Below are 17,808 nucleotides of genomic sequence, written 5' to 3'. Positions count from 1 at the left end.
GTCCTGTCAGGTGTGCTGGATGCGCCTCCCCTGGAGCAGCCACAGCACGACCGCCAATGCGAGCCAGGTGCCCGCGACGGCGGCCGGACGAACCGTTCCAGACGCGTGGGCACCATACGCGACCCAACCTGCCAGCAGACTGAACAGACCGTACCCCTGGCTAACCCGAACGTGACTGCCCGCACGCTTGGCCCAACGCTGGTACAGGTGCGATACATGTGGGAGCCACCAGCGCTCCCCGCGCAGGACCCGCCGGCCCAGGGTGAGCGAGGCATCGACCAGGAACGTCGACAGCGGCAGCAGCAGGAACAGCGGCTGCAGGGCCCCGCCCTCGCGGGCCAGCGCCGGCGCGGTCCAGGCCACCATCGCCGCCAACAGGTAGCCGAGGGTGCCTGAGCCGACATCGCCCAGGAAGATCCGCGCCCGCGGATAGTTGAACGGCAGGAAGCCGCAGCAGGCGGCGAACGCCCCCCAGGCCAGCGCGGCCACCGGCGGCGCGAGGAAGGCGAAGGTCGCCAGCGCGATCATCGCCTGGCTGGTGGCGATGCCGTCGATCCCGTCCATGAAGTTCCAGACGTTGACCAGGACCGGCACCGCGGCACAGGCCAGCAGCGCCCAGCGCCAGTCGCCCTGCCCCGCGTACAGGCCGGCCGCCAGCACCAGCCCGGCCAGGCACTGCACCGCCAGCCGCGACCACGGCGACAGCGGGCGGTGGTCGTCGATCCAGCCGATCCCGGCCACCAGCAGCAGGCCGGCGGCGAAGGCCAGCGCCGGGAGCGGGGCCAGCACGCCGCCGGCAACCGCCAGCGCGGTGCCGGCCAGCAGCGCGATGGTGATGCCCAGGCCGCCGCCGCGCGGCGTCGGCACGGTGTGGCTGCGGCGCTCGCCCGGCAGGTCGAGCAGGCGCCGGCGCGCGTAGCGCAGGGTGAGCCAGGTGCCCAGGGCCGACACCGCGGCCAGCGCCAGGCTGGTCCACAGCACCGCTGGCGTGCTCATACCACGGCGTAGTTCAGCAGCGGCTTGACCGTGCCCCACTCCTTGCAGCTCGGGCACTGCCAGTGGTGGGTGCGGGCACCGAAGCCGCAGCGGGTGCAGCGGTAGCTGGGATTGCGCACCAGCAGCTGGTCGGTGATGTGCTTGAGGTCGTGCAGGGTCGCGGTGCTGTCGGCGCCGACCGCGAGGGTCAGGTCGATCAGGGCGGCCTCGCCGCGCACCGAGGGGCGGTCCTTGAGCTGGCGGCCCAGGTAGTCGCGCGCGGCCACCGCGCCCTCCTGCTGTTCGATCAGGTGGGTCAGGGCCAGCACCGGGGCGATGCCGCGGTAGTGCTCGCTCATCTCGGCCAGGAACGCGCGCGCGCCGGCGGTGTCGCCGACCTGGGCGTAGGCGGTGAGCAGGCCCGGCAGTAGCTCCGGCAGGTAGTCCGGGTCGTGGCGCGCGGCGCGCTCGAAGGCGCGGATCGCGCCCTCGGGGTTGTTCGCGCTGGCTTCGATGCGGCCCTCGAGGATGCCGGCGCGCACGCATGTGGCGTCGGCCTGGTAGGCGCGCGCGATCGCCGCGCGGGCGGCGTCCAGGTCGCCGTTGGCGCGGTGGCGCTCGGCCAGCTCGCACTCGAACTGCGCCACCAGCTTGCCCATCGGCTCGCCGGTCACTTCCTCGAAGCGCATGGCGTTGTCGATCGCCTTCTCCCAGTCGCGCTCGGCCTGGTAGATGCCGATCAGGTGCTTGAGCGCCTGCGGCGCGCGCTGGTCGATGCGGGCCAGGTCGGCGAACACGGTTTCGGCGCGGTCGAGCAGGCCGGACTTCATGTAGTCCTCGCCCAGCGCCAGCAGCGCCTGCACGCGCTGGGCGTCGGACAGGTCGGTGCGCTGGACCAGGCCCTGGTGCAGGCGGATGGCGCGGTCGACCTCGCCGCGGCGGCGGAACAGGTGGCCCAGGGCCAGCTGGGTCTCGAAGGTTTCCTTGTCCAGTTCGGCGATGTGCAGGAACAGCTCGATCGCCTTGTCGGGCTGCTCGTTGAGCAGGTAGTTCAGGCCGCGGAAGTAGGTGCCGGAAAGCCGGCTGACCTGGGTGTCACCGTGGCGCTGCCCTCCCCTGCGGCCGACCACCCAGCCGGTGAGCGCCGCAAGCGGCAGGAACAGGAAGAACCAGAACCACTCGTTGAGGAATTCCATTTGCTTAGTTGCCTTCCCGGTGGGGTGCCGGTGTGTGGAGGCCATCGACCGCCGGCGCACTGGCGCCATTGCGTGCCCGCTCGAGGCGGCGCAGGCGGGCGTGCAGCGGCAGCACGGTGCTGGCCACGACCAGGCCGCCGCCCAGCAGCACGCCGGCCAGCAGCGCGACGACGATGGCGATGCCCGATGTGGTGGAGACCTCGGCCAGGCCGAAGTCGAGGCGGAGGCGCTGCGAATTGAGCGATCCCACCACCAGCCCGATCGCGACGAAGGCGAGCAGGACCAGCAGGCGGAGGATGTTCATGGGCGGAGGCTCCGGTGCGCGGATCGCCCCCAAGCTTAGCCGACCGGGGCCGGCGCGGCGCGGCCGGTCAGGCGTCCTGCGGCTCGGACGGGGCGGGCACGACGTCGCTCACCCGCTCGCGCAGCTCCTTGCCGGCCTTGAAATGCGGCACGTACTTGCCCGGCAGGGCCACGGCCTCCCCGGTCTTGGGGTTGCGGCCGATGCGCGGCGGACGGTAGTGCAGCGAGAAGCTCCCGAAACCGCGGATCTCGATGCGCTCACCCGAAGCCAGCGAACCGGCCATCATCTCCAGCAGCGACTTGACGGCGAGGTCGACGTCCTCGGCCTTCAGGTGCGACTGGCGGCGAGCCAGGATCTCGATCAGTTCGGACTTGGTCATCTCGGACTATGGAAGCGGGCGGATACGCCGCGGCGACCCGGGATCGCCGGGTCGCCGCGGGGCCATTCACGCTGGCGGGTATTACTCGGACTTGTTGCCCAGCTGCGCACGCAGCAGCGCGCCCAGGCTGGTGGTGCCGGCGGCAGCCTCGGCGGCGGCCTTGTTGTACTCGGCCAGGGCCTCGGCGGTCTCGGCCTCGTCCTTGGCCTTGATCGACAGCTGCAGGGTACGGCCCTTGCGGTCCATGCCCACGAACTTGGCCTCGACCTTGTCGCCGACCTTCAGGTACTGGGTGGCGTCGTCCACGCGCTCGTTGGCGATGTCGCGCGCGGCGACGTAGCCCTCGATGCCGTCGGCCAGCTCGACCACGGCGCCCTTGGCGTCGACTTCCTTCACCACGCCCTCGACCTTGGAGCCCTTCGGGTGCGCGGCCATGTACTGGCCGAACGGATCCTGCTCCATCTGCTTCAGGCCCAGCGAGATGCGCTCGCGCTCCGGGTCGACGGCCAGGACGACGGCGTCCAGGGTGTCACCCTTCTTGAAGTTGCGCAGCACGTCCTCGCCGGTGGTGTTCCAGCTGATGTCGGACAGGTGGACCAGGCCGTCGATGCCGCCTTCCAGGCCGATGAAGATGCCGAAGTCGGTGATGGACTTGATCTGGCCGGTGACCTTGTCGCCCTTCTTGTGGATGGCGGCGAAGGTCTCCCACGGGTTGGCGGCGACCTGCTTCATGCCCAGCGAGATGCGGCGGCGCTCCTCGTCCACGTCCAGGACCATGACCTCGACCTCGTCGCCAACCTGCACGACCTTGGACGGGTTGACGTTCTTGTTGGTCCAGTCCATCTCGGACACGTGCACCAGGCCCTCGACGCCCGGCTCGATCTCGACGAACGCGCCGTAGTCGGTGACGTTGGAGACCTTGCCGAACACGCGGCTGTTGGCCGGATAGCGGCGGGAGATGTTCTCCCACGGATCCTCGCCCAGCTGCTTCAGGCCCAGCGAGACGCGGTTGCGCTCGCGGTCGAACTTCAGCACGCGCACTTCCAGCTCGTCGCCGACGTTGACCACCTCGGACGGATGGCGCACGCGCTTCCACGCCATGTCGGTGATGTGCAGCAGGCCGTCGATGCCGCCCAGGTCCACGAAGGCGCCGTAGTCGGTCAGGTTCTTGACCACGCCCTTGAGCTTGGCGCCCTCGACCAGCTTCTCCAGCAGCTGCTCGCGCTCCTCGGAGTGCTCGCTCTCGACCACCGCGCGGCGGGAGACGACCACGTTGTTGCGCTTGCGGTCCAGCTTGATGAGCTTGAACTCCAGCTCCTTGCCTTCCAGGTAGGCCGGATCGCGCACCGGACGGACGTCGACCAGCGAGCCCGGCAGGAACGCGCGGACGTCCTTGATGTCGACGGTGAAACCACCCTTGACCTTGCCGCTGATGCGGCCGGTGATGGTCTCGTTCTTCTCCAGCGCCTCTTCCAGCTCGTCCCACACCATCGCGCGCTTGGCCTTCTCGCGCGACAGCACGGTCTCGCCGAAGCCGTTCTCGATCGAGTCGAGCGCGACCTTGACCTGGTCGCCCACGCCAACGTCGATCTCGCCGTTCTCGTTACGGAACTGCTCGATCGGCACGATGCCTTCGGACTTCAGTCCGGCGTTGATCACCACCACGTCGCCGCGGACGTCCACGACGGTACCGGTGACGATGGCGCCCGGCTTCAGCTTCGCCAGGTTGGCCTGGCTCTGTTCGAACAGCTCGGCAAAAGATTCGGTCATTAGTGAATACTCGGTTGAACACACGGACGGAGCCCCATCACCCGATGGCCGCCCCGTCCCCCTGTAGCAGGCCCGTACCGGCGCCCTGTGTGGTTGGTTGATGGACCCCCGCCGCGTTCCGCGGCGGGACCTGGCGCGGGATGCGCCGTTTCTGCTGTTTCCGCGGCGGCCGGGTGGCCGCTCAGGCCGCGTGCTTCGGCACCAGGGCCAGCACGCGTTCCACCACCTCGTCGATGCCAAGCCCGGTCGTGTCGATGAGGACGGCGTCTTCGGCCGGCTTCAGCGGGGCGACCGTGCGCTGGGCGTCGCGGGCGTCGCGGGCGAGGATCTCCCGCAGCAGACCGTCAAAGGTAACCGAAACCCCTTTTTCCTTCAACTGGTTATGGCGGCGACGGGCGCGCTCCTCGGCGCTGGCGGTCAGGAACACCTTGGCGGTGGCATCCGGGAAGATCACCGTGCCCATGTCGCGGCCGTCCGCGACCAGGCCCGGCGGGCGCCGGAACGCGCGCTGGCGCTCCTTCAGCGCCTCGCGCACCTCGGGGATGGCGGCGATCGCCGAGGCCACCGCGCCGGTGGTCTCCAGCCGCAGTTCGGAGGTGGCGTCGGTGCCGTTGACCAGCACCCGCAGCCCTTCCGACCCGTCGCGGAACTCGATGGCGGTGTCGAAGGTGCAGCGGACCAGGGCCGACGGGTCCGCCAGGTCCAGGTCGGCCCAGCTGGCCGCCACGCCCACCGCCCGGTACAGTGCCCCCGAATCCAGGTAGTGCCAGCCCAGGCGACCGGCCACGATCCGGCTCACCGTGCCCTTGCCCGCCCCGGAAGGACCATCGATGGTGAGGACGGGGACTGGCTGGGACATCGGCGGCTCCGCGGGGCTGTGGGGGAGCGGAATTGTAGCCGCGCCCGCCCCCGCCCCCGGGCTTTCGCTGCAACTGCTTGAACCGGCTCCGGAATCATGGGTAGAATGACGGGCTTATTTTCATGCCTCGGCCAATCGGCCCTGGCTTCCCAATCCGTCGTCCTCCGAGGTGTGTCATGAAAGTCCTGTCCTCCCTGAAGTCGGCGAAGGCCCGTCACCGCGACTGCAAGGTGGTCCGCCGCCGCGGCAAGGTCTTCGTGATCTGCAAGTCCAACCCGCGCTTCAAGGCCCGCCAGCGCTGAAGCCGGCAGGCGGCCGCCCGGCCGCCGGCTTGTACGGGAAGGCCGCAGCGATGCGGCCTTTCGCGTTTCCGGGCCCATGGAAACACGCGCCGCAGCGGCCCGCGTTCTGCTTACAATCGGCCCTGCACCCGCCGGCCGCCCTGGCCAGGCGGACCACTGTCCGGGGAGACACCACGATGAAGCACCGCTTCCAAGTCCTGTCCCTGCTCGCGCTGGCCGGCCTGTCGGCCGCCGCGCAGGCGGATACCCTGCTGATCGAGCGGGTCGACAAGCCGCTGGCGGCAAAGCCGGAACGCGGCCTGAGCATGGCCGAGGTCGAGGCCCGCTTCGGCGCGCCGCAGGAGAAGCTGGACCCGCGCGGCGGCCAGAAGAAGCAGTGGCCGGCGATCCACCGCTGGGTCTACCCGGACTACGTGGTCTACTTCGAGAAGGACCGGGTGATCGACGTGGTCGCGCACAAGGCTTCGCCGAACGAGATCGGTCCCAAGCCGCCGGTCCGCTGATCCTCCCGCGCCCCGCTCCGGCGGAGCGCGCCTTCTGCGCCGGCCGCGCGGCCGGCACCGTCCGCAGCGCCGCTGCGTCCCCCATCCCCGCCCGGCCGTGCCGGGCCTGCACGACCCGAACGAATGACCGAGAACCTGCGCTTCCCCGCGGAGTGGGAACCCCAGTCCGCGATCCTGATCGCCTGGCCGCACGCCGGCACCGACTGGGCCGAGCGCCTGGGCGAGGTCGAGGAAACCTACATCGCCCTGGTTGCCGCGATCACCCGCTTCCAGGACGCCTGGATCTGCGTGGCCGACGACGACGTGGAGACCTATGCGGAGGCGCGGCTGCGCTCGGCCCGGATCGACATGGAGCGGGTGCGCTTCATCCCGTTCGACTACGACGACACCTGGCTGCGCGATTCCGGCCCGATCACCCTGCGCGAGGGCGACGGCTTCCGCGTGCTGGACTTCCGCTTCACCGCCTGGGGCGGCAAGTTCGAGGCCGGGCGTGACGACCGCCTGGTCCAGGCGCTGGCCGCCCAGGGCCTGTTCGGCGACGCCGTGCACCAGCGCATCGATTTCGCCCTGGAAGGCGGCGGCATCGAGACCGACGGCGCCGGCACCCTGCTGACCACCTGGCGCTGCCTGCACGAGCGCCACCCGCAGGCCAGCCGCGAGGAGCTGTCGGCGAAGCTGGCCGGCTGGCTGGCCCAGGACCGGGTGCTATGGCTCGACCACGGCTACCTGGAGGGCGACGACACCGACGCCCATATCGACACCCTCGCCCGCTTCGCCCCCGGCGACGCCATCGTGTTCCAGGCCTGCGACGACCAGGGCGATAGCCACTACGCCGAACTGAAGGCGATGGCGGACGAGATCGCCGCGCTGCGCACCGCCGACGGCCGTCCGTACCGCCTGTTCCCGCTGCCGTGGGCGGCGCCGGTGATCGACGAGGGCCGCCGCCTGGCCGCCTCCTACGCCAACTTCCTGGTCATCAATGGCGCGGTGCTGATGCCGGCCTACGGCGATCCGGCCGACGAAGCCGCCGCCGCGGTGCTGGCGCAGGCCTTCCCGGGCCGCGAGATCGTGCAGGTACCCTGCCGCCCGCTGATCTGGCAGAACGGCAGCCTGCACTGCATCAGCATGCAGCTGCCGGCGGGCCTCGGCCACTAAACAGGTCCCCTCGCGCCCGCCGCGATGCCTGCCCCGCGCGCGTGGCTTCAGGCCCCGTGCGCGGGGCGCGGGTTACCATCCCTTTCCGCTACGCAAGACGACGCCTTCCCCATGAACCGCAAGACCCTCACCGTCGCCCTGGTCCAGGAACGCAACCAGGGCGACGCCGAAGCCAACCTGGCCGCGATCGAAGCGCGCGTGGCCGAGGCCGCCGCGCTCGGCGCGCAGCTGGTGCTGCTGCAGGAGCTGCACAACGGCGCCTACTTCTGCCAGCACGAGTCGGTGGGCGAGTTCGACCTGGCCGAGCCGATCCCCGGCCCCAGCACCGAGCGCCTGGGTGCGCTGGCGAAGAAGCACGGCGTGGTCATCGTCGGCTCGCTGTTCGAGCGCCGCGCCGCCGGCCTCTACCACAACACCGCGGTGGTGCTGGAGAAGGACGGCAGCCTGGCCGGCAAGTACCGCAAGATGCACATCCCGGACGACCCGGGCTTCTACGAGAAGTTCTACTTCACCCCGGGCGACATCGGCTTCCGGCCGATCGACACCTCGGTCGGCCGCCTCGGCGTGCTGGTGTGCTGGGACCAGTGGTACCCGGAAGCGGCGCGGCTGATGGCGCTGGCCGGCGCCGAGCTGCTGCTCTACCCCACCGCCATCGGCTGGGACCCGGACGACGCCCAGGACGAGAAGGACCGCCAGCGCAACGCCTGGATCCTCAGCCACCGCGGCCATGCCGTGGCCAACGGCCTGCCGGTGCTGTCCTGCAACCGCGTCGGCCACGAGCCCTCGCCGCTGGGCGCCTCGGGCATCCGGTTCTGGGGCAACAGCCACGTGCTGGGGCCGCAGGGCGAATTCCTGGCCCAGGCCGGCGAGGACGCCACCGTGCTGGTGTGCGAGGTCGACCTGCAGCGCAGCGAGCACGTGCGCCGGATCTGGCCGTTCCTGCGCGACCGCCGGATCGACGCCTACGGCGACCTGCTCAAGCGCTACATCGACTGACGGGCCGGCCCCGCCTGCCGCGACTCCCACCTTCCGGCCACCGCCAGCCCGCCATGACCACGATCCAATCCCTGCCCGAGTCCGCGCCCGCTCCTGCCGATCCGCTGGCGGGCCAGCCCGTGCGCGTGGTCGAGCGCGACGGCGTCCGCTACACCCTGCTGGGCACAGCGCACGTCTCCCGCGCCAGCGTCGAGGCGGTGCGCGCGGCAGTGGCCAGCGGCCGCTACGACGCGATCGCGGTGGAGCTGGACGCCGGCCGCCTGCAGTCGCTGACCGACCCGGACCTGCTGGCCAAGATGGACATCGTGCAGGTGATCCGCGACGGCAAGACCCACGTGTTCGCCGCCAACCTGGCGCTGTCCACCTACCAGCGGCGCCTGGCCGAACAGCTGGACGTGGAGCCGGGCGCGGAACTGAAGGCCGCCGTGGAGGACGCACGCGCCCTCGGCCTGCCGGTGAAGCTGATCGACCGCGAGGTCGGCCTGACCTTCCGCCGCGCGATGCAGCGGCTGGGCTGGTGGGGCCGCGCCCGGACCGGGGCCGGCATCCTGGTGGCGATGTTCGGCGACGAGGAAGTCGGCGACGACGAGATCGAGAAGCTCAAGCAGGGCGACATGCTGGAGGCCAGCTTCAGCGAGTTCGCCAGCCACAGCCCGGCGCTGTACGAGACCGTGATCGCCGAGCGCGACCGCTACATGGCCGCGCGCCTGCGCCAGGAGCGCGATGCCGCCCACGTGCTGGCGGTGGTCGGCGCCGGCCACCTGCCCGGCCTGGCGCGGCACCTGGCCGAGGACCAGGAGGAACCGGCCGGGGTCATGGGCGAACTGGAGGCGGTGCGCGAGAAGTCCGGGTTCCCGTGGATGGAGACCATCATCGGCGCCTTCCTGCTGGGCGGCTTCGCCTGGGGCATCTGGCAGGGCGGCATCGACGTCGGCGCCGACTTGCTGCTGCAATGGGTGCTGGCCACCGGCCTGCTCGGCGCGCTGGGCTGCGCCATCGCCGGCGGCCACCCGCTGAGCATCCTCGCCGCCTTCGTCGCCTCGCCGCTGACCCCGCTGCACCCGGCGCTGGCCTCCGGCACGGTCAGTGCCTTCGTCGAGGCGACCCTGCGCAAGCCCACCTACGCCGACTTCATGGCCCTGCGCGACGACGTGCAGACCCTCAAGGGCTGGTGGCGCAACCGTGTGGCGCGCATCCTGCTCAACTTCTTCCTCACCAGCCTGGGCACCGCGATCGGGGTGTGGACCGGCGGCCTGCGCATGCTCGGCAAGCTCGTCGGCTGAGGCCTCCCTCTCCCGGCGGGAAAGGAAAAAGCCCGGCTTGCGCCGGGCTTTTCCGTTGCCGGGCGGCGGACCTACTCCGCCACCGCGGCCGGCACGCTGGCGGCCGCGCCGCCCCCGTCCAGCCCGCGCGCCCTGCGCACCAGGCGCGAGGTGGCGGTGCGCAGGTCGTCCAGGATCGCGTAGATGGTCGGCAGGAACAGCAGGCTGACCACGGTGGAGAACGCCAGGCCGCCGGCGATGGCGCGCGCCATCGGGTAGTACGGCGGCATGCCGTCGACGGTCTGGGTGTTCAGCGCGATCGGGATCATCGCCAGGATCGCCGTGCCCATGGTCATCATGATCGGGCGCAGGCGTTCGCGGCTGCCCTCCACCAGCGCCTCGGTGCGCGGCAGCCCGCGCCGGCGCAGGTTGTTGATGTGCTCGATCATCACGATGCCGTTGTTCACGACCACGCCCATCAGCACCAGGATGCCGATCACCGCCATGATCCCCATCTCGGTGCCGGTGAGCCAGAACAGCCAGTACACGCCGAAGATCGAGAACAGCACGCAGGACATGATCGCGCTCGGGAACAGCATCGACTCGAACACCGCCGCCATGATCACCAGCATCAGCACCAGCGCGATGATGATCGCGCGCAGCATCTGCGACATGCCGTCGAAGTTGATGTTGAAGCTGGCGCTGTCGAAGGTGTAGCCGTAGCCCGGCGGGAACTGCACCGCCTCCAGCGCCTGCTCGATCGCCTTGCGCGCGTCGGCCACCGCCACGTCCTTGGCCAGCCCGGCCTCGATGCGCAGCATGGTCTGCCGGTTGAAGCGCTGGATCGAGGTGGCGGACGGGTTGACGCCGACGTCGACCATCGCCAGCAGCGGGATCTCGGTGCCGTTGGGCGCGCGCACCATGAACGAGGCGAGGTCCTCGACGCCATAGTGGTCGGCGCCGGCGAAGCGCACGTTGACCGGGATCTCCACGTCCTCGCGGTGGAAGTCGCGCAGCGAGGAGCCGCGCAGGGCCATGCCGACGTACTGGGCCACCTGCTGGGCACTGAAGCCGTACGCGGCCGCGCGCTCGCGGTCCACCCGGACCGACAGCTCGGTGTTGGCGTCGCCGGTGTCCACGCGCACGTCGCGCAGCTTGGGGTTGCGCGACAGCAGCGGCACGATGTCCGCGGCCAGGTCCTCCAGCACCTGCGAGGAATCGCCGACCAGGGCGAAGTTCACGCCCTGCCCCTGGTTGCCCGAGCCGCCGGGCCAGCCGATGCCGATCTTGGCGCGGGCCGACTGCGGCAGGCCCTTGCGGATCTTCTCCTCGATCTCCTTGCTCAGCTCCAGGTCGTCGATGCCCAGGTACAGGCGGGTGTAGGCCCAGCCCTGCTCGCTGTAGCGACTGTACACCCGATCCACCTTGAACTCCTCGCGGTTGGCGTTGATGAACGCCTCCACGCGCGCCACCTCGCGGCCCATCTCCTCCTTCGAGTAGGCGCCCTTCCACTGGTAGAAGATGTTGATCTCGTCCGGCGACCGGTCGTCGCCGCTGCCCTTGCTCTGGGTGATCGGCACGATGCTGGCCAGGGTGATCAGCACGATGCCGGCCACGCTCCAGCCGCGGTGCTGCAGGCTCCAGCGCAGGGTCCGCGCATAGCGCTCCTGCAGCCGGGTGATCAGCGGCGACTTCACCGCCGGCGGGGTCTTCATCCGCGCCGACAGCATCGGGATGAGGCTGATGGCCACCAGCCAGGACGCCAGCAGCGAGACCGAAATCGTCACCGCCAGCTGGCCCAGGTAGATGCTGATGATGTTCTTCTCGCCGAACAGCATCGGCAGGAACACCACGCAATGGCACAGGGTGCCGGCCGACAGCGCGATGGCCACGTGGCGGGTGCCGATGACCGAGGCCAGGGCCTGGCGGTCGGGGTACTTCTCCCGCTCCTGGTAGATGCTCTCCACCACCACCACGGCGTTGTCCACCAGCATGCCCACCGCCAGCAGCAGGCCCATCATCGAGATGATGTTGAGGGTGATGCCGGCGAAGTACATGAAGCCCAGGGTCATGGTGAAGCAGATCGGGATCGCCAGGCTCACCATCAGGGTGGACGGCCAGTGCCGCAGGAACGCGTAGAGCACGATCACCGCCAGCACCAGGCCGATCGCGCCGGCCTCGGCCAGCGCCGCCAGCGAGCTGGTCACCGCCTGGCCCTGGTCGTCGGTGACCTCGATGCCGATGCCGCGCATGGCCGGGTCCTGCGCCAGCGCCTCCACTTCCTTGCGCACGGCGCGCGACAGGTCGACCAGGTTGGCCGCGCGCTCCTTGTAGACGTCCACCGCCACGCTGGGCCGGCCGTCCATCTGCCGCACGTAGTCCATGCGCTGCGGCTGCAGGGATACCTCGGCGATGTCCGACAGCCGCACACCCTTGCCGTTGACCGGCAGGTCGCGCAGCGCCTGCAGCTCCTGCAGCTCGCCGCGCGGCTGCACCCGCAGGCGGCGCCCGGCCTCGGTGATCTGCCCGGCGGAGACCGAGAAGTTGGCCGCCTGCAGCCGCTGCACCAGCTCGTTGAGCGCCACGCCGTGGGCGCTCAGGCGGTCCTTGTCCAGCGCCACCAGCACTTCCTGGCTGGCCACGCCCTCGACCTCGATCCGGGCCACGCCGGGGATGCGCTCCAGCCGCCGCTTGATCGTCTGTTCGATCAGGTCGGCGCGCGAGGTGAGGTCCTCCTCGCTGGTCAGGCGCAGGCTCATCGCCTCGCGGTCGGAGGTGGTCCAACGGTAGACGTAGTAGCGGCGGAAGTCGTCCGGCAGCTCGTCGCGGATGGCGTCGATGCGCTCGCGCGCCTCGGACGCTGCGATCGCGATGTCGCGGTCCCAGTCGCTGAACTCCACCTGGATCTGCGCGCTCTCGGCGTTGGCGCGCGAGTTCATGGTGCGGATGCCGGGCATGGTGGCCAGCGCCTCCTCCACCGGCCGCAGCACGTTGCGCTCGATCTCCTCCGGGGTCGAGCCCTCGTATGGCAGCCAGACGAAGAAGAACGGGATCGTGGCCTCCGGCTCGGCCTCCAGCGGCAGCCGGAACGCGGCGATCAGGCCGATCACCACCATCGACACGAACAGCATGATGGTGGTGACCGGGCGGCGGATGGACAGCTCGGTGATGTTCATCGATCAGGCCTCCGCGCCGCCGCCGATCGGGTCGTGCTCGCGGGCCAGCACCTGCTCGGCCTGCAGCGCCTCGCGGCGCGAGCGCTGGCCGCGCTCGACGTAGTAGCCGTCGGGCTTGCGGTCCAGCAGGTCGTACACCACCGGGATCACCACCAGGGTCAGCAGGGTCGAGACCAGCAGGCCGCCGATCACGGTGATCGCCATCGGCGAACGCACCTCCGCGCCCTCGCCGAAGGCCAGCGCCAGCGGCATGAAGCCGAACACCGCCGTCAGCGTGGTCATCATGATCGGGCGCAGGCGCGAGCGCGCGCCCTCGACCAGGGCCTCGCGCTTGGCCACGCCGGCCTCGCGCAGCTGGTTGACCTTGTCGATCAGGATGATCGCGTTCTTCACCACCAGGCCCACCAGCAGGATCAGGCCGATCGACACCACCACCGACACCGGCGAGCCGGTCAGCAGCAGCGCGCCGATCGCGCCGACCAGGGCCAGCGGGATGGTGAACAGGATGACGAACGGGTGCAGCAGCGACTCGAACTGCGAGGCCATCACCAGGTAGACCAGGAACACCGCCAGGCCGAAGGCGAACAGCAGCGAACGCAACGACTCGCCCAGCTCCTCGCCCTGGCCGCCGATGCGCATGCCCACGTCGGCGCCCAGCGGGTTCTCCGCCACCATCTGCTGGACCTCGGCGACGGCCGTGCCCAGGTCGATGTCGCGCAGGTTGGCCGAGACGATCGCCACCCGGCGCTGGTCGGCGCGGTGGATCTCGCTGGGGCCGGTGGTGGCCACCACCTCGGCCACCGAACCCAGCTCGATCGGGTTGGAGCCGGCGGGATTGACGATCAGCCGGCGGATGTCGTCCACCGAGGAGCGCTCGGACTCGCGCACCCGCACCAGCACGTCGATCTTGCGGTCGCGGAAGCTGTACCGGGTTGCGACGTTGCCGCGCACCTTGTTGACCACCGCGTCGGCGATCTGGCGGGTGGTCAGGCCCAGGGACGCGGCGCGGTCGTGGTCGAAGATCACCTGGATCTCGGGGAAGCCCTGCTCCACGGTCGACTTGACGTCGGCGTAGTGGGGGTTCTGCCGCAGCATCGCCGCCAGCTTGTTGCCGGCCACCCGGATCGCCTCCAGGTCATTGCCCTCGATCTCCACTTCCAGCGGCGCGGCCAGCGCGAACAGCTGCGGACGGGCGAAGTCCACCTGCGCCGACGGATACGCCTTCATGCTCTGCCGCAGCGTTTCCATCAGCGCGGCCTCGCGCGAGGTGTCGTCCATCACCACCGACAGCTTGCCGATGTTCTCGCCGCTCTCGGTCGGGCTGGCGTCCAGCCGGGTGCCGGTGCCGGAGACGCCGTACAGCAGGCGCACGCCCGGCTCGCCGGCATGCCGGCGCTGGATGTCGCGCACCAGCGCGTCGGTCTGCGCCAGCGGCGTGCCCGGCGGCAGCTTGGCGGTCATCTCGAAGCGGTCCTGGGCCAGCTGGGGGATCAGGTCGACGCCCAGCAGCGGCAGCGTGGCCATGGTCGCGGCGAAGGCCAGGGCCGCGCCGCCCAGCACCAGGCCGGGCCGCTCCAGCGCGCCGGGAAGCATGCGCAGGTAGCCGGCCTCGGCGCGGCGGTACGGGGCCATGGCGACGTCGCTGGCCTTGCCCATCACCCCGCCGGCCAAGCGGGCGACGATGCGGAAGGCGCGCACCACCATCCAGGCGGCCGCGTAGAACAGCGACTTCAGGTACCAGAAGCCCGCCGCCAGGAGCAGGCCGGGGACCAGCGCGCCCCAGGTGGCGACGCTGCTGCCGGGCATGGCCTTGCCCAGGATGGCCTTGCCGATGCCGTAGCCGATCGCCAGCACCACCAGGGTGGCCAGTACCCGCAGCACGCGCAGCACGCGGTCGCCCTGCGGCGCCGGCTCGGCCGGGAACTCCAGCGGCGGGCGGCCCTTGAGCGAGCTGAGCATCGGCACCAGGGTCATCGACACCACCAGCGACACGGCAATGGCGATGGCCACGGTCAGGGCCTGGTCGCGGAACAGCTGGCCGGCGATGCCCTCGACGAACACCAGCGGCAGGAACACCGCGATCGTGGTCAGGGTCGAGGCCACCACCGCCATGAACACCTCGCGGGTGCCGGTGATCGCCGCCTCGAGGATGCCCAGGCCGCGCTCGCGCGCCTTGGCGATGGACTCCAGCACCACGATCGAGTCGTCCACCACCAGGCCGGTGGCCAGGGCCAGGCCGCCCAGCGACATCACGTTCAGGCTCAGGCCCAGCTGGCCCATGAAGAAGAACGTGGTGATGATCGACACCGGCAGCGACAGCGAGATGACGAAGGTGCTCCAGCCGTCGCGCAGGAACAGGAAGATGATCAGCACCGACAGCAGGCCGCCGATCACCGCATCCATCTTCACGTCGTTGACGGCGTGGCGGATGAAGACCGACTGGTCCTCGACCACGGACAGCTCGATGTCCTTGGGCATCCGCTTGCGGATCTGCTCCAGGCGCGCTTCCAGCGCGTCGGCGGTGGCCACGGTATTGGCGTCGCCTTCCTTGTAGACCGCCAGCTCGACCGCCTCGCGGCCGCCGGCGCGGATCACCGCCTCGCGCTCCTTGTAGCCCTGGCGCACCTCGGCCACGTCCTTCAGCCGCACCGGGACCACGCCGCCGCCGCCGTTGTCGGCGCGCAGGGCGGCGATCACGTTGGGGTCGCGGCTGCCGAGGATGGCCAGCATCAGCTGCCGGTTCTCGCCGGTTCCGCTGTTGGCGGAGGACTGCCCGCCGGCGGTGGTCAGCAGCATCTCGCGCATCTGCTCGACCGAGGAGAACTGGTTGACCGTGCGCACCAGGTAGCGCTGGGTGCCCTCCTCCAGGCGGCCGCCGGACAGGTTCACGTTCTCCTGCTTGAGGCGCTCGATCACCTGGTCCAGCGACAGGCCCAGCTGGGCCAGCTTGCGCTGGTCGATCTCGACCTGGACCTCGTCCTCCAGGCCGCCGCCGACCTTGACCGCGGCCACGCCCGGCACCGGCTCCAGCCTGCGCTTGAGGTCCTCGTCGGCGTAGCGGCGCAGCTCCATCAGCCGGCGCACGGCGTCGGCCTCGTCGGCCGGCTCCTGCTTCGAGCTCAGCGCCAGGCGCATGATCGGCTGGGTCGAGGGATTGAAGCGCAACAGCACCGGCGGCTTGGCCTCCAGCGGCAGCTGCAGCGTCTCCATCTTGTCGCGGACCTCCAGGCCCGCCTGCTGCATGTCCGTGCCCCAGGCGAACTCCAGGACCACGTCGCTCTGGCCGGTGCGCGAGATCGAGCGCAGCTTGCGCAGGCCCTTGACCACGCCCAGCGCCTCCTCGGCCGGCTGCGAGATCAGGGTCTCGACCTCCGACGGCGCCGCGCCCTCGTAGTCGGTGCGCACGGTCAGGGTGGGATAGCTCAGGTCCGGCAGCAGCTCGACCTTGAGGCTGGACAGCGAGATCAGGCCGAACAGCACCAGGGTCAGGGTCATCATCGCGATGGTGACCCGGCGGCGGGTGGCGAACTCGACCAGGTCGAATCCGCGCGTCTGGTGGACGTCGTGCGTTGCCATCAGCGCGCCGCCTGTGCCGCGGCCGCCTGGGCCGGTGCCTTGCCGCCGGCGACCTCGGCCTGCGGCTCACGCTCCAGCACCTGCACGGCGCTGCCCTCGCGCAGGGCCGACTTGCCGGCGACCACCACGGCGTCGCCCTCGGCCAGGCCCTCGCGCACCTCGACCCAGCCGCCCTCGCTGTAGCCCAGCTTCAGGCCCACGCGCGCGGCGTGGCCGTCGCGCACCACGTACACCGCCGGCTCGCCGCCGTCCTCCAGCAGCGCCGTGCGCGGCACCACCAGGGCGTCGGCACGCTGGTCGTAGTTGATGCTCAGGCGGCCGAACATGCCCGCGGTCAGCTCGCCGTCGCCGGCGAAGGAAGCCACCACGCGGAAGGTGCCGGTGCCGTTGTCCACCACCGGGGCGACGCGGTCGACCACGCCGGAGAAGCTGCGGCCCGGCAGCGCGTCGGCGACCAGGGTCACGGCCTGTCCCGCGCGCAGCTTGGCCATTTCCCGCTCCGGCACGTTGAGGGTGGCCTCCAGCCGGCTGCTGTCGACGATGCGGATGATCGGCGAGTTGATCTGCACGAAGTTGCCCGGCTTGATGTCGCGCGAGGCGACCACGCCGGAGATCGGCGCCACCACCGTGGTGTAGGACAGCTCCAGCCGCGACAGGTCGTAGGCGGCGCGGGCCTGCTCCAGGTCGTAGCGCATCTGGTCGACCTCGCCGGCGCTGATCAGCTGCTGGGCCACCAGCTGGCGGGCGCGGTTGTAGTTGTTCTCCAGCTTGCGCACCAGGGCCTCGTTCTGGGCCAGGGCCAGGCGGGCACGGTCCGGGTCCAGCCGCACCAGCGGCTGCCCGGCCTTGACGTACTGGCCCTCCTCGACCAGCACCTCCAGCGCCACGCCGGAGGTCTTGGCCACCACCTGCGATTCGGCCCGCGGCTCCAGGGCGGCGGTGCCGGCGTAGCTGGCGGCGATGGGCCGGCGGGTGGCCTCGGCCACTTCGACCGGGACGGCGTCGGCGGCGGCCTGCTCCCCCTGGGCGGCGGCAGGCGGCTTGCCCTCGCCCCCCTTGCAGGCGGTGATGGCGGCGGCAAGCGCCAGGGCGGCAGCGACGGCGCGCAGCCCGGCGGGCACGGCGGGGGAAGTGGCTCGGTCCATGTCGTTTTCCATGCTCGCTGGCCCCTTCGATGGGGCGTGATTAGGTGTTGTATCCAAGTAGACCACCAACACAATGGCCCGCCATGCGCCGAAGGTCATGGTCCGCACGCCGGGCAGCGTGCACCCCCTCCTTGATCGAGCGCAATGCGGCCGGTTCCCGCTTGCGTTAAGGCGGGGCTATACTGCGGCGGTTTTCGTGTCCGGAGGGGT

Annotated in this window: 14 protein-coding genes; 5 read left to right on the top strand and 9 right to left on the bottom strand. The window is 70.7% G+C overall.

Annotated elements, in window-relative coordinates:
- Positions 1–6 precede the first annotated feature (6 nt).
- The 6 genes from PSEJ31_RS0106275 to cmk all read right to left on the bottom strand — a co-directional run bounded on the left by PSEJ31_RS0106275 (position 7) and on the right by cmk (position 5,483).
- A complete protein-coding gene (locus tag PSEJ31_RS0106275; protein WP_037034658.1) occupies positions 7–996 on the bottom strand; it encodes a glycosyltransferase family 4 protein in 990 nt (329 codons plus the stop codon).
- The gene (gene lapB, locus PSEJ31_RS0106270) at positions 993–2,171 is read right to left on the bottom strand and encodes a lipopolysaccharide assembly protein LapB (protein WP_019399402.1); all 1,179 of its coding nucleotides are present in this window, start codon (positions 2,169–2,171) and stop codon (positions 993–995) included. The genes PSEJ31_RS0106275 and lapB overlap by 4 nt, the downstream gene beginning before the upstream one ends.
- Positions 2,172–2,175: 4 nt before the next feature.
- A complete protein-coding gene (locus tag PSEJ31_RS0106265) occupies positions 2,176–2,475 on the bottom strand; it encodes a lipopolysaccharide assembly protein LapA domain-containing protein (RefSeq protein ID WP_019399403.1) in 300 nt (99 codons plus the stop codon).
- A 67-nt stretch (positions 2,476–2,542) separates the two neighbouring features.
- Positions 2,543–2,854, bottom strand: coding sequence for an integration host factor subunit beta (locus PSEJ31_RS0106260; protein ID WP_019399404.1), 312 nt, complete (start codon positions 2,852–2,854; stop codon positions 2,543–2,545).
- An 81-nt stretch (positions 2,855–2,935) separates the two neighbouring features.
- Positions 2,936–4,624, bottom strand: coding sequence for a 30S ribosomal protein S1 (gene rpsA / locus PSEJ31_RS0106255; RefSeq protein ID WP_019399533.1), 1,689 nt, complete (start codon positions 4,622–4,624; stop codon positions 2,936–2,938).
- Positions 4,625–4,805: 181 nt separating this feature from the next.
- The gene (cmk, locus tag PSEJ31_RS0106250; protein ID WP_028914958.1) at positions 4,806–5,483 is read right to left on the bottom strand and encodes a (d)CMP kinase; all 678 of its coding nucleotides are present in this window, start codon (positions 5,481–5,483) and stop codon (positions 4,806–4,808) included.
- Between the two features lie 176 nt (positions 5,484–5,659).
- Between cmk and ykgO the strand changes: the two genes are divergently transcribed.
- The 5 genes from ykgO to PSEJ31_RS0106225 all read left to right on the top strand — a co-directional run bounded on the left by ykgO (position 5,660) and on the right by PSEJ31_RS0106225 (position 9,722).
- Positions 5,660–5,785: a type B 50S ribosomal protein L36 gene (gene ykgO, locus PSEJ31_RS0106245; protein WP_010342887.1), complete on the top strand. Its 126-nt coding sequence runs from the start codon at positions 5,660–5,662 to the stop codon at positions 5,783–5,785.
- Between the two features lie 176 nt (positions 5,786–5,961).
- On the top strand, positions 5,962–6,288 hold the full coding sequence (locus PSEJ31_RS0106240; RefSeq protein ID WP_019399968.1) for a hypothetical protein: 327 nt from the start codon (positions 5,962–5,964) through the stop codon (positions 6,286–6,288).
- A gap of 123 nt (positions 6,289–6,411) precedes the next feature.
- Positions 6,412–7,443 carry an agmatine deiminase family protein gene (locus PSEJ31_RS0106235; RefSeq protein ID WP_019399967.1) on the top strand — a complete coding sequence of 344 codons (1,032 nt, stop codon included), beginning with the start codon at positions 6,412–6,414 and terminating at the stop codon, positions 7,441–7,443.
- A gap of 111 nt (positions 7,444–7,554) precedes the next feature.
- Positions 7,555–8,439 carry a carbon-nitrogen hydrolase gene (locus tag PSEJ31_RS0106230; RefSeq protein WP_028914957.1) on the top strand — a complete coding sequence of 295 codons (885 nt, stop codon included), beginning with the start codon at positions 7,555–7,557 and terminating at the stop codon, positions 8,437–8,439.
- A 53-nt stretch (positions 8,440–8,492) separates the two neighbouring features.
- Positions 8,493–9,722, top strand: a complete 1,230-nt coding sequence (locus PSEJ31_RS0106225) for a TraB/GumN family protein (protein WP_037034654.1) — start codon at positions 8,493–8,495, stop codon at positions 9,720–9,722.
- A gap of 71 nt (positions 9,723–9,793) precedes the next feature.
- Here the strand turns inward: PSEJ31_RS0106225 and PSEJ31_RS0106220 are convergent, their stop codons facing one another.
- The 3 genes from PSEJ31_RS0106220 to PSEJ31_RS0106210 are packed head-to-tail and all read right to left on the bottom strand — an operon-like array spanning position 9,794 to position 17,598.
- Entirely contained in the window at positions 9,794–12,877 is a 3,084-nt protein-coding gene (locus PSEJ31_RS0106220; RefSeq protein ID WP_028914955.1) for an efflux RND transporter permease subunit, read from the bottom strand.
- Between the two features lie 3 nt (positions 12,878–12,880).
- Positions 12,881–16,453 (bottom strand): efflux RND transporter permease subunit, encoded by a 3,573-nt coding sequence (locus PSEJ31_RS0106215; RefSeq protein WP_028914954.1) that lies wholly within the window; start codon positions 16,451–16,453, stop codon positions 12,881–12,883.
- Positions 16,453–17,598, bottom strand: coding sequence for an efflux RND transporter periplasmic adaptor subunit (locus tag PSEJ31_RS0106210; RefSeq protein WP_051403686.1), 1,146 nt, complete (start codon positions 17,596–17,598; stop codon positions 16,453–16,455). Before PSEJ31_RS0106210 ends, PSEJ31_RS0106215 begins: the two co-directional genes overlap by 1 nt.
- Between the last annotated feature and the right edge of the window lie 210 nt (positions 17,599–17,808).

Source organism: Pseudoxanthomonas sp. J31, from assembly GCF_000510725.1.
Classification (GTDB): Bacteria; Pseudomonadota; Gammaproteobacteria; order Xanthomonadales; family Xanthomonadaceae; genus Pseudoxanthomonas.
Note: the sequence above shows the minus strand (reverse complement) of the source record. Positions and strands in the feature narration are given on the sequence as shown.

Coding starts and splice junctions, on each gene's coding strand:
- PSEJ31_RS0106275 (WP_037034658.1), bottom strand. CDS start 996: ATGAGCACGCCAGCGGTGCTGTGGACCAGCCTGGCGCTGGCCGCGGTG.
- lapB (WP_019399402.1), bottom strand. CDS start 2,171: ATGGAATTCCTCAACGAGTGGTTCTGGTTCTTCCTGTTCCTGCCGCTT.
- PSEJ31_RS0106265 (WP_019399403.1), bottom strand. CDS start 2,475: ATGAACATCCTCCGCCTGCTGGTCCTGCTCGCCTTCGTCGCGATCGGG.
- PSEJ31_RS0106260 (WP_019399404.1), bottom strand. CDS start 2,854: ATGACCAAGTCCGAACTGATCGAGATCCTGGCTCGCCGCCAGTCGCAC.
- rpsA (WP_019399533.1), bottom strand. CDS start 4,624: ATGACCGAATCTTTTGCCGAGCTGTTCGAACAGAGCCAGGCCAACCTG.
- cmk (WP_028914958.1), bottom strand. CDS start 5,483: ATGTCCCAGCCAGTCCCCGTCCTCACCATCGATGGTCCTTCCGGGGCG.
- ykgO (WP_010342887.1), top strand. CDS start 5,660: ATGAAAGTCCTGTCCTCCCTGAAGTCGGCGAAGGCCCGTCACCGCGAC.
- PSEJ31_RS0106240 (WP_019399968.1), top strand. CDS start 5,962: ATGAAGCACCGCTTCCAAGTCCTGTCCCTGCTCGCGCTGGCCGGCCTG.
- PSEJ31_RS0106235 (WP_019399967.1), top strand. CDS start 6,412: ATGACCGAGAACCTGCGCTTCCCCGCGGAGTGGGAACCCCAGTCCGCG.
- PSEJ31_RS0106230 (WP_028914957.1), top strand. CDS start 7,555: ATGAACCGCAAGACCCTCACCGTCGCCCTGGTCCAGGAACGCAACCAG.
- PSEJ31_RS0106225 (WP_037034654.1), top strand. CDS start 8,493: ATGACCACGATCCAATCCCTGCCCGAGTCCGCGCCCGCTCCTGCCGAT.
- PSEJ31_RS0106220 (WP_028914955.1), bottom strand. CDS start 12,877: ATGAACATCACCGAGCTGTCCATCCGCCGCCCGGTCACCACCATCATG.
- PSEJ31_RS0106215 (WP_028914954.1), bottom strand. CDS start 16,453: ATGGCAACGCACGACGTCCACCAGACGCGCGGATTCGACCTGGTCGAG.
- PSEJ31_RS0106210 (WP_051403686.1), bottom strand. CDS start 17,598: ATGGACCGAGCCACTTCCCCCGCCGTGCCCGCCGGGCTGCGCGCCGTC.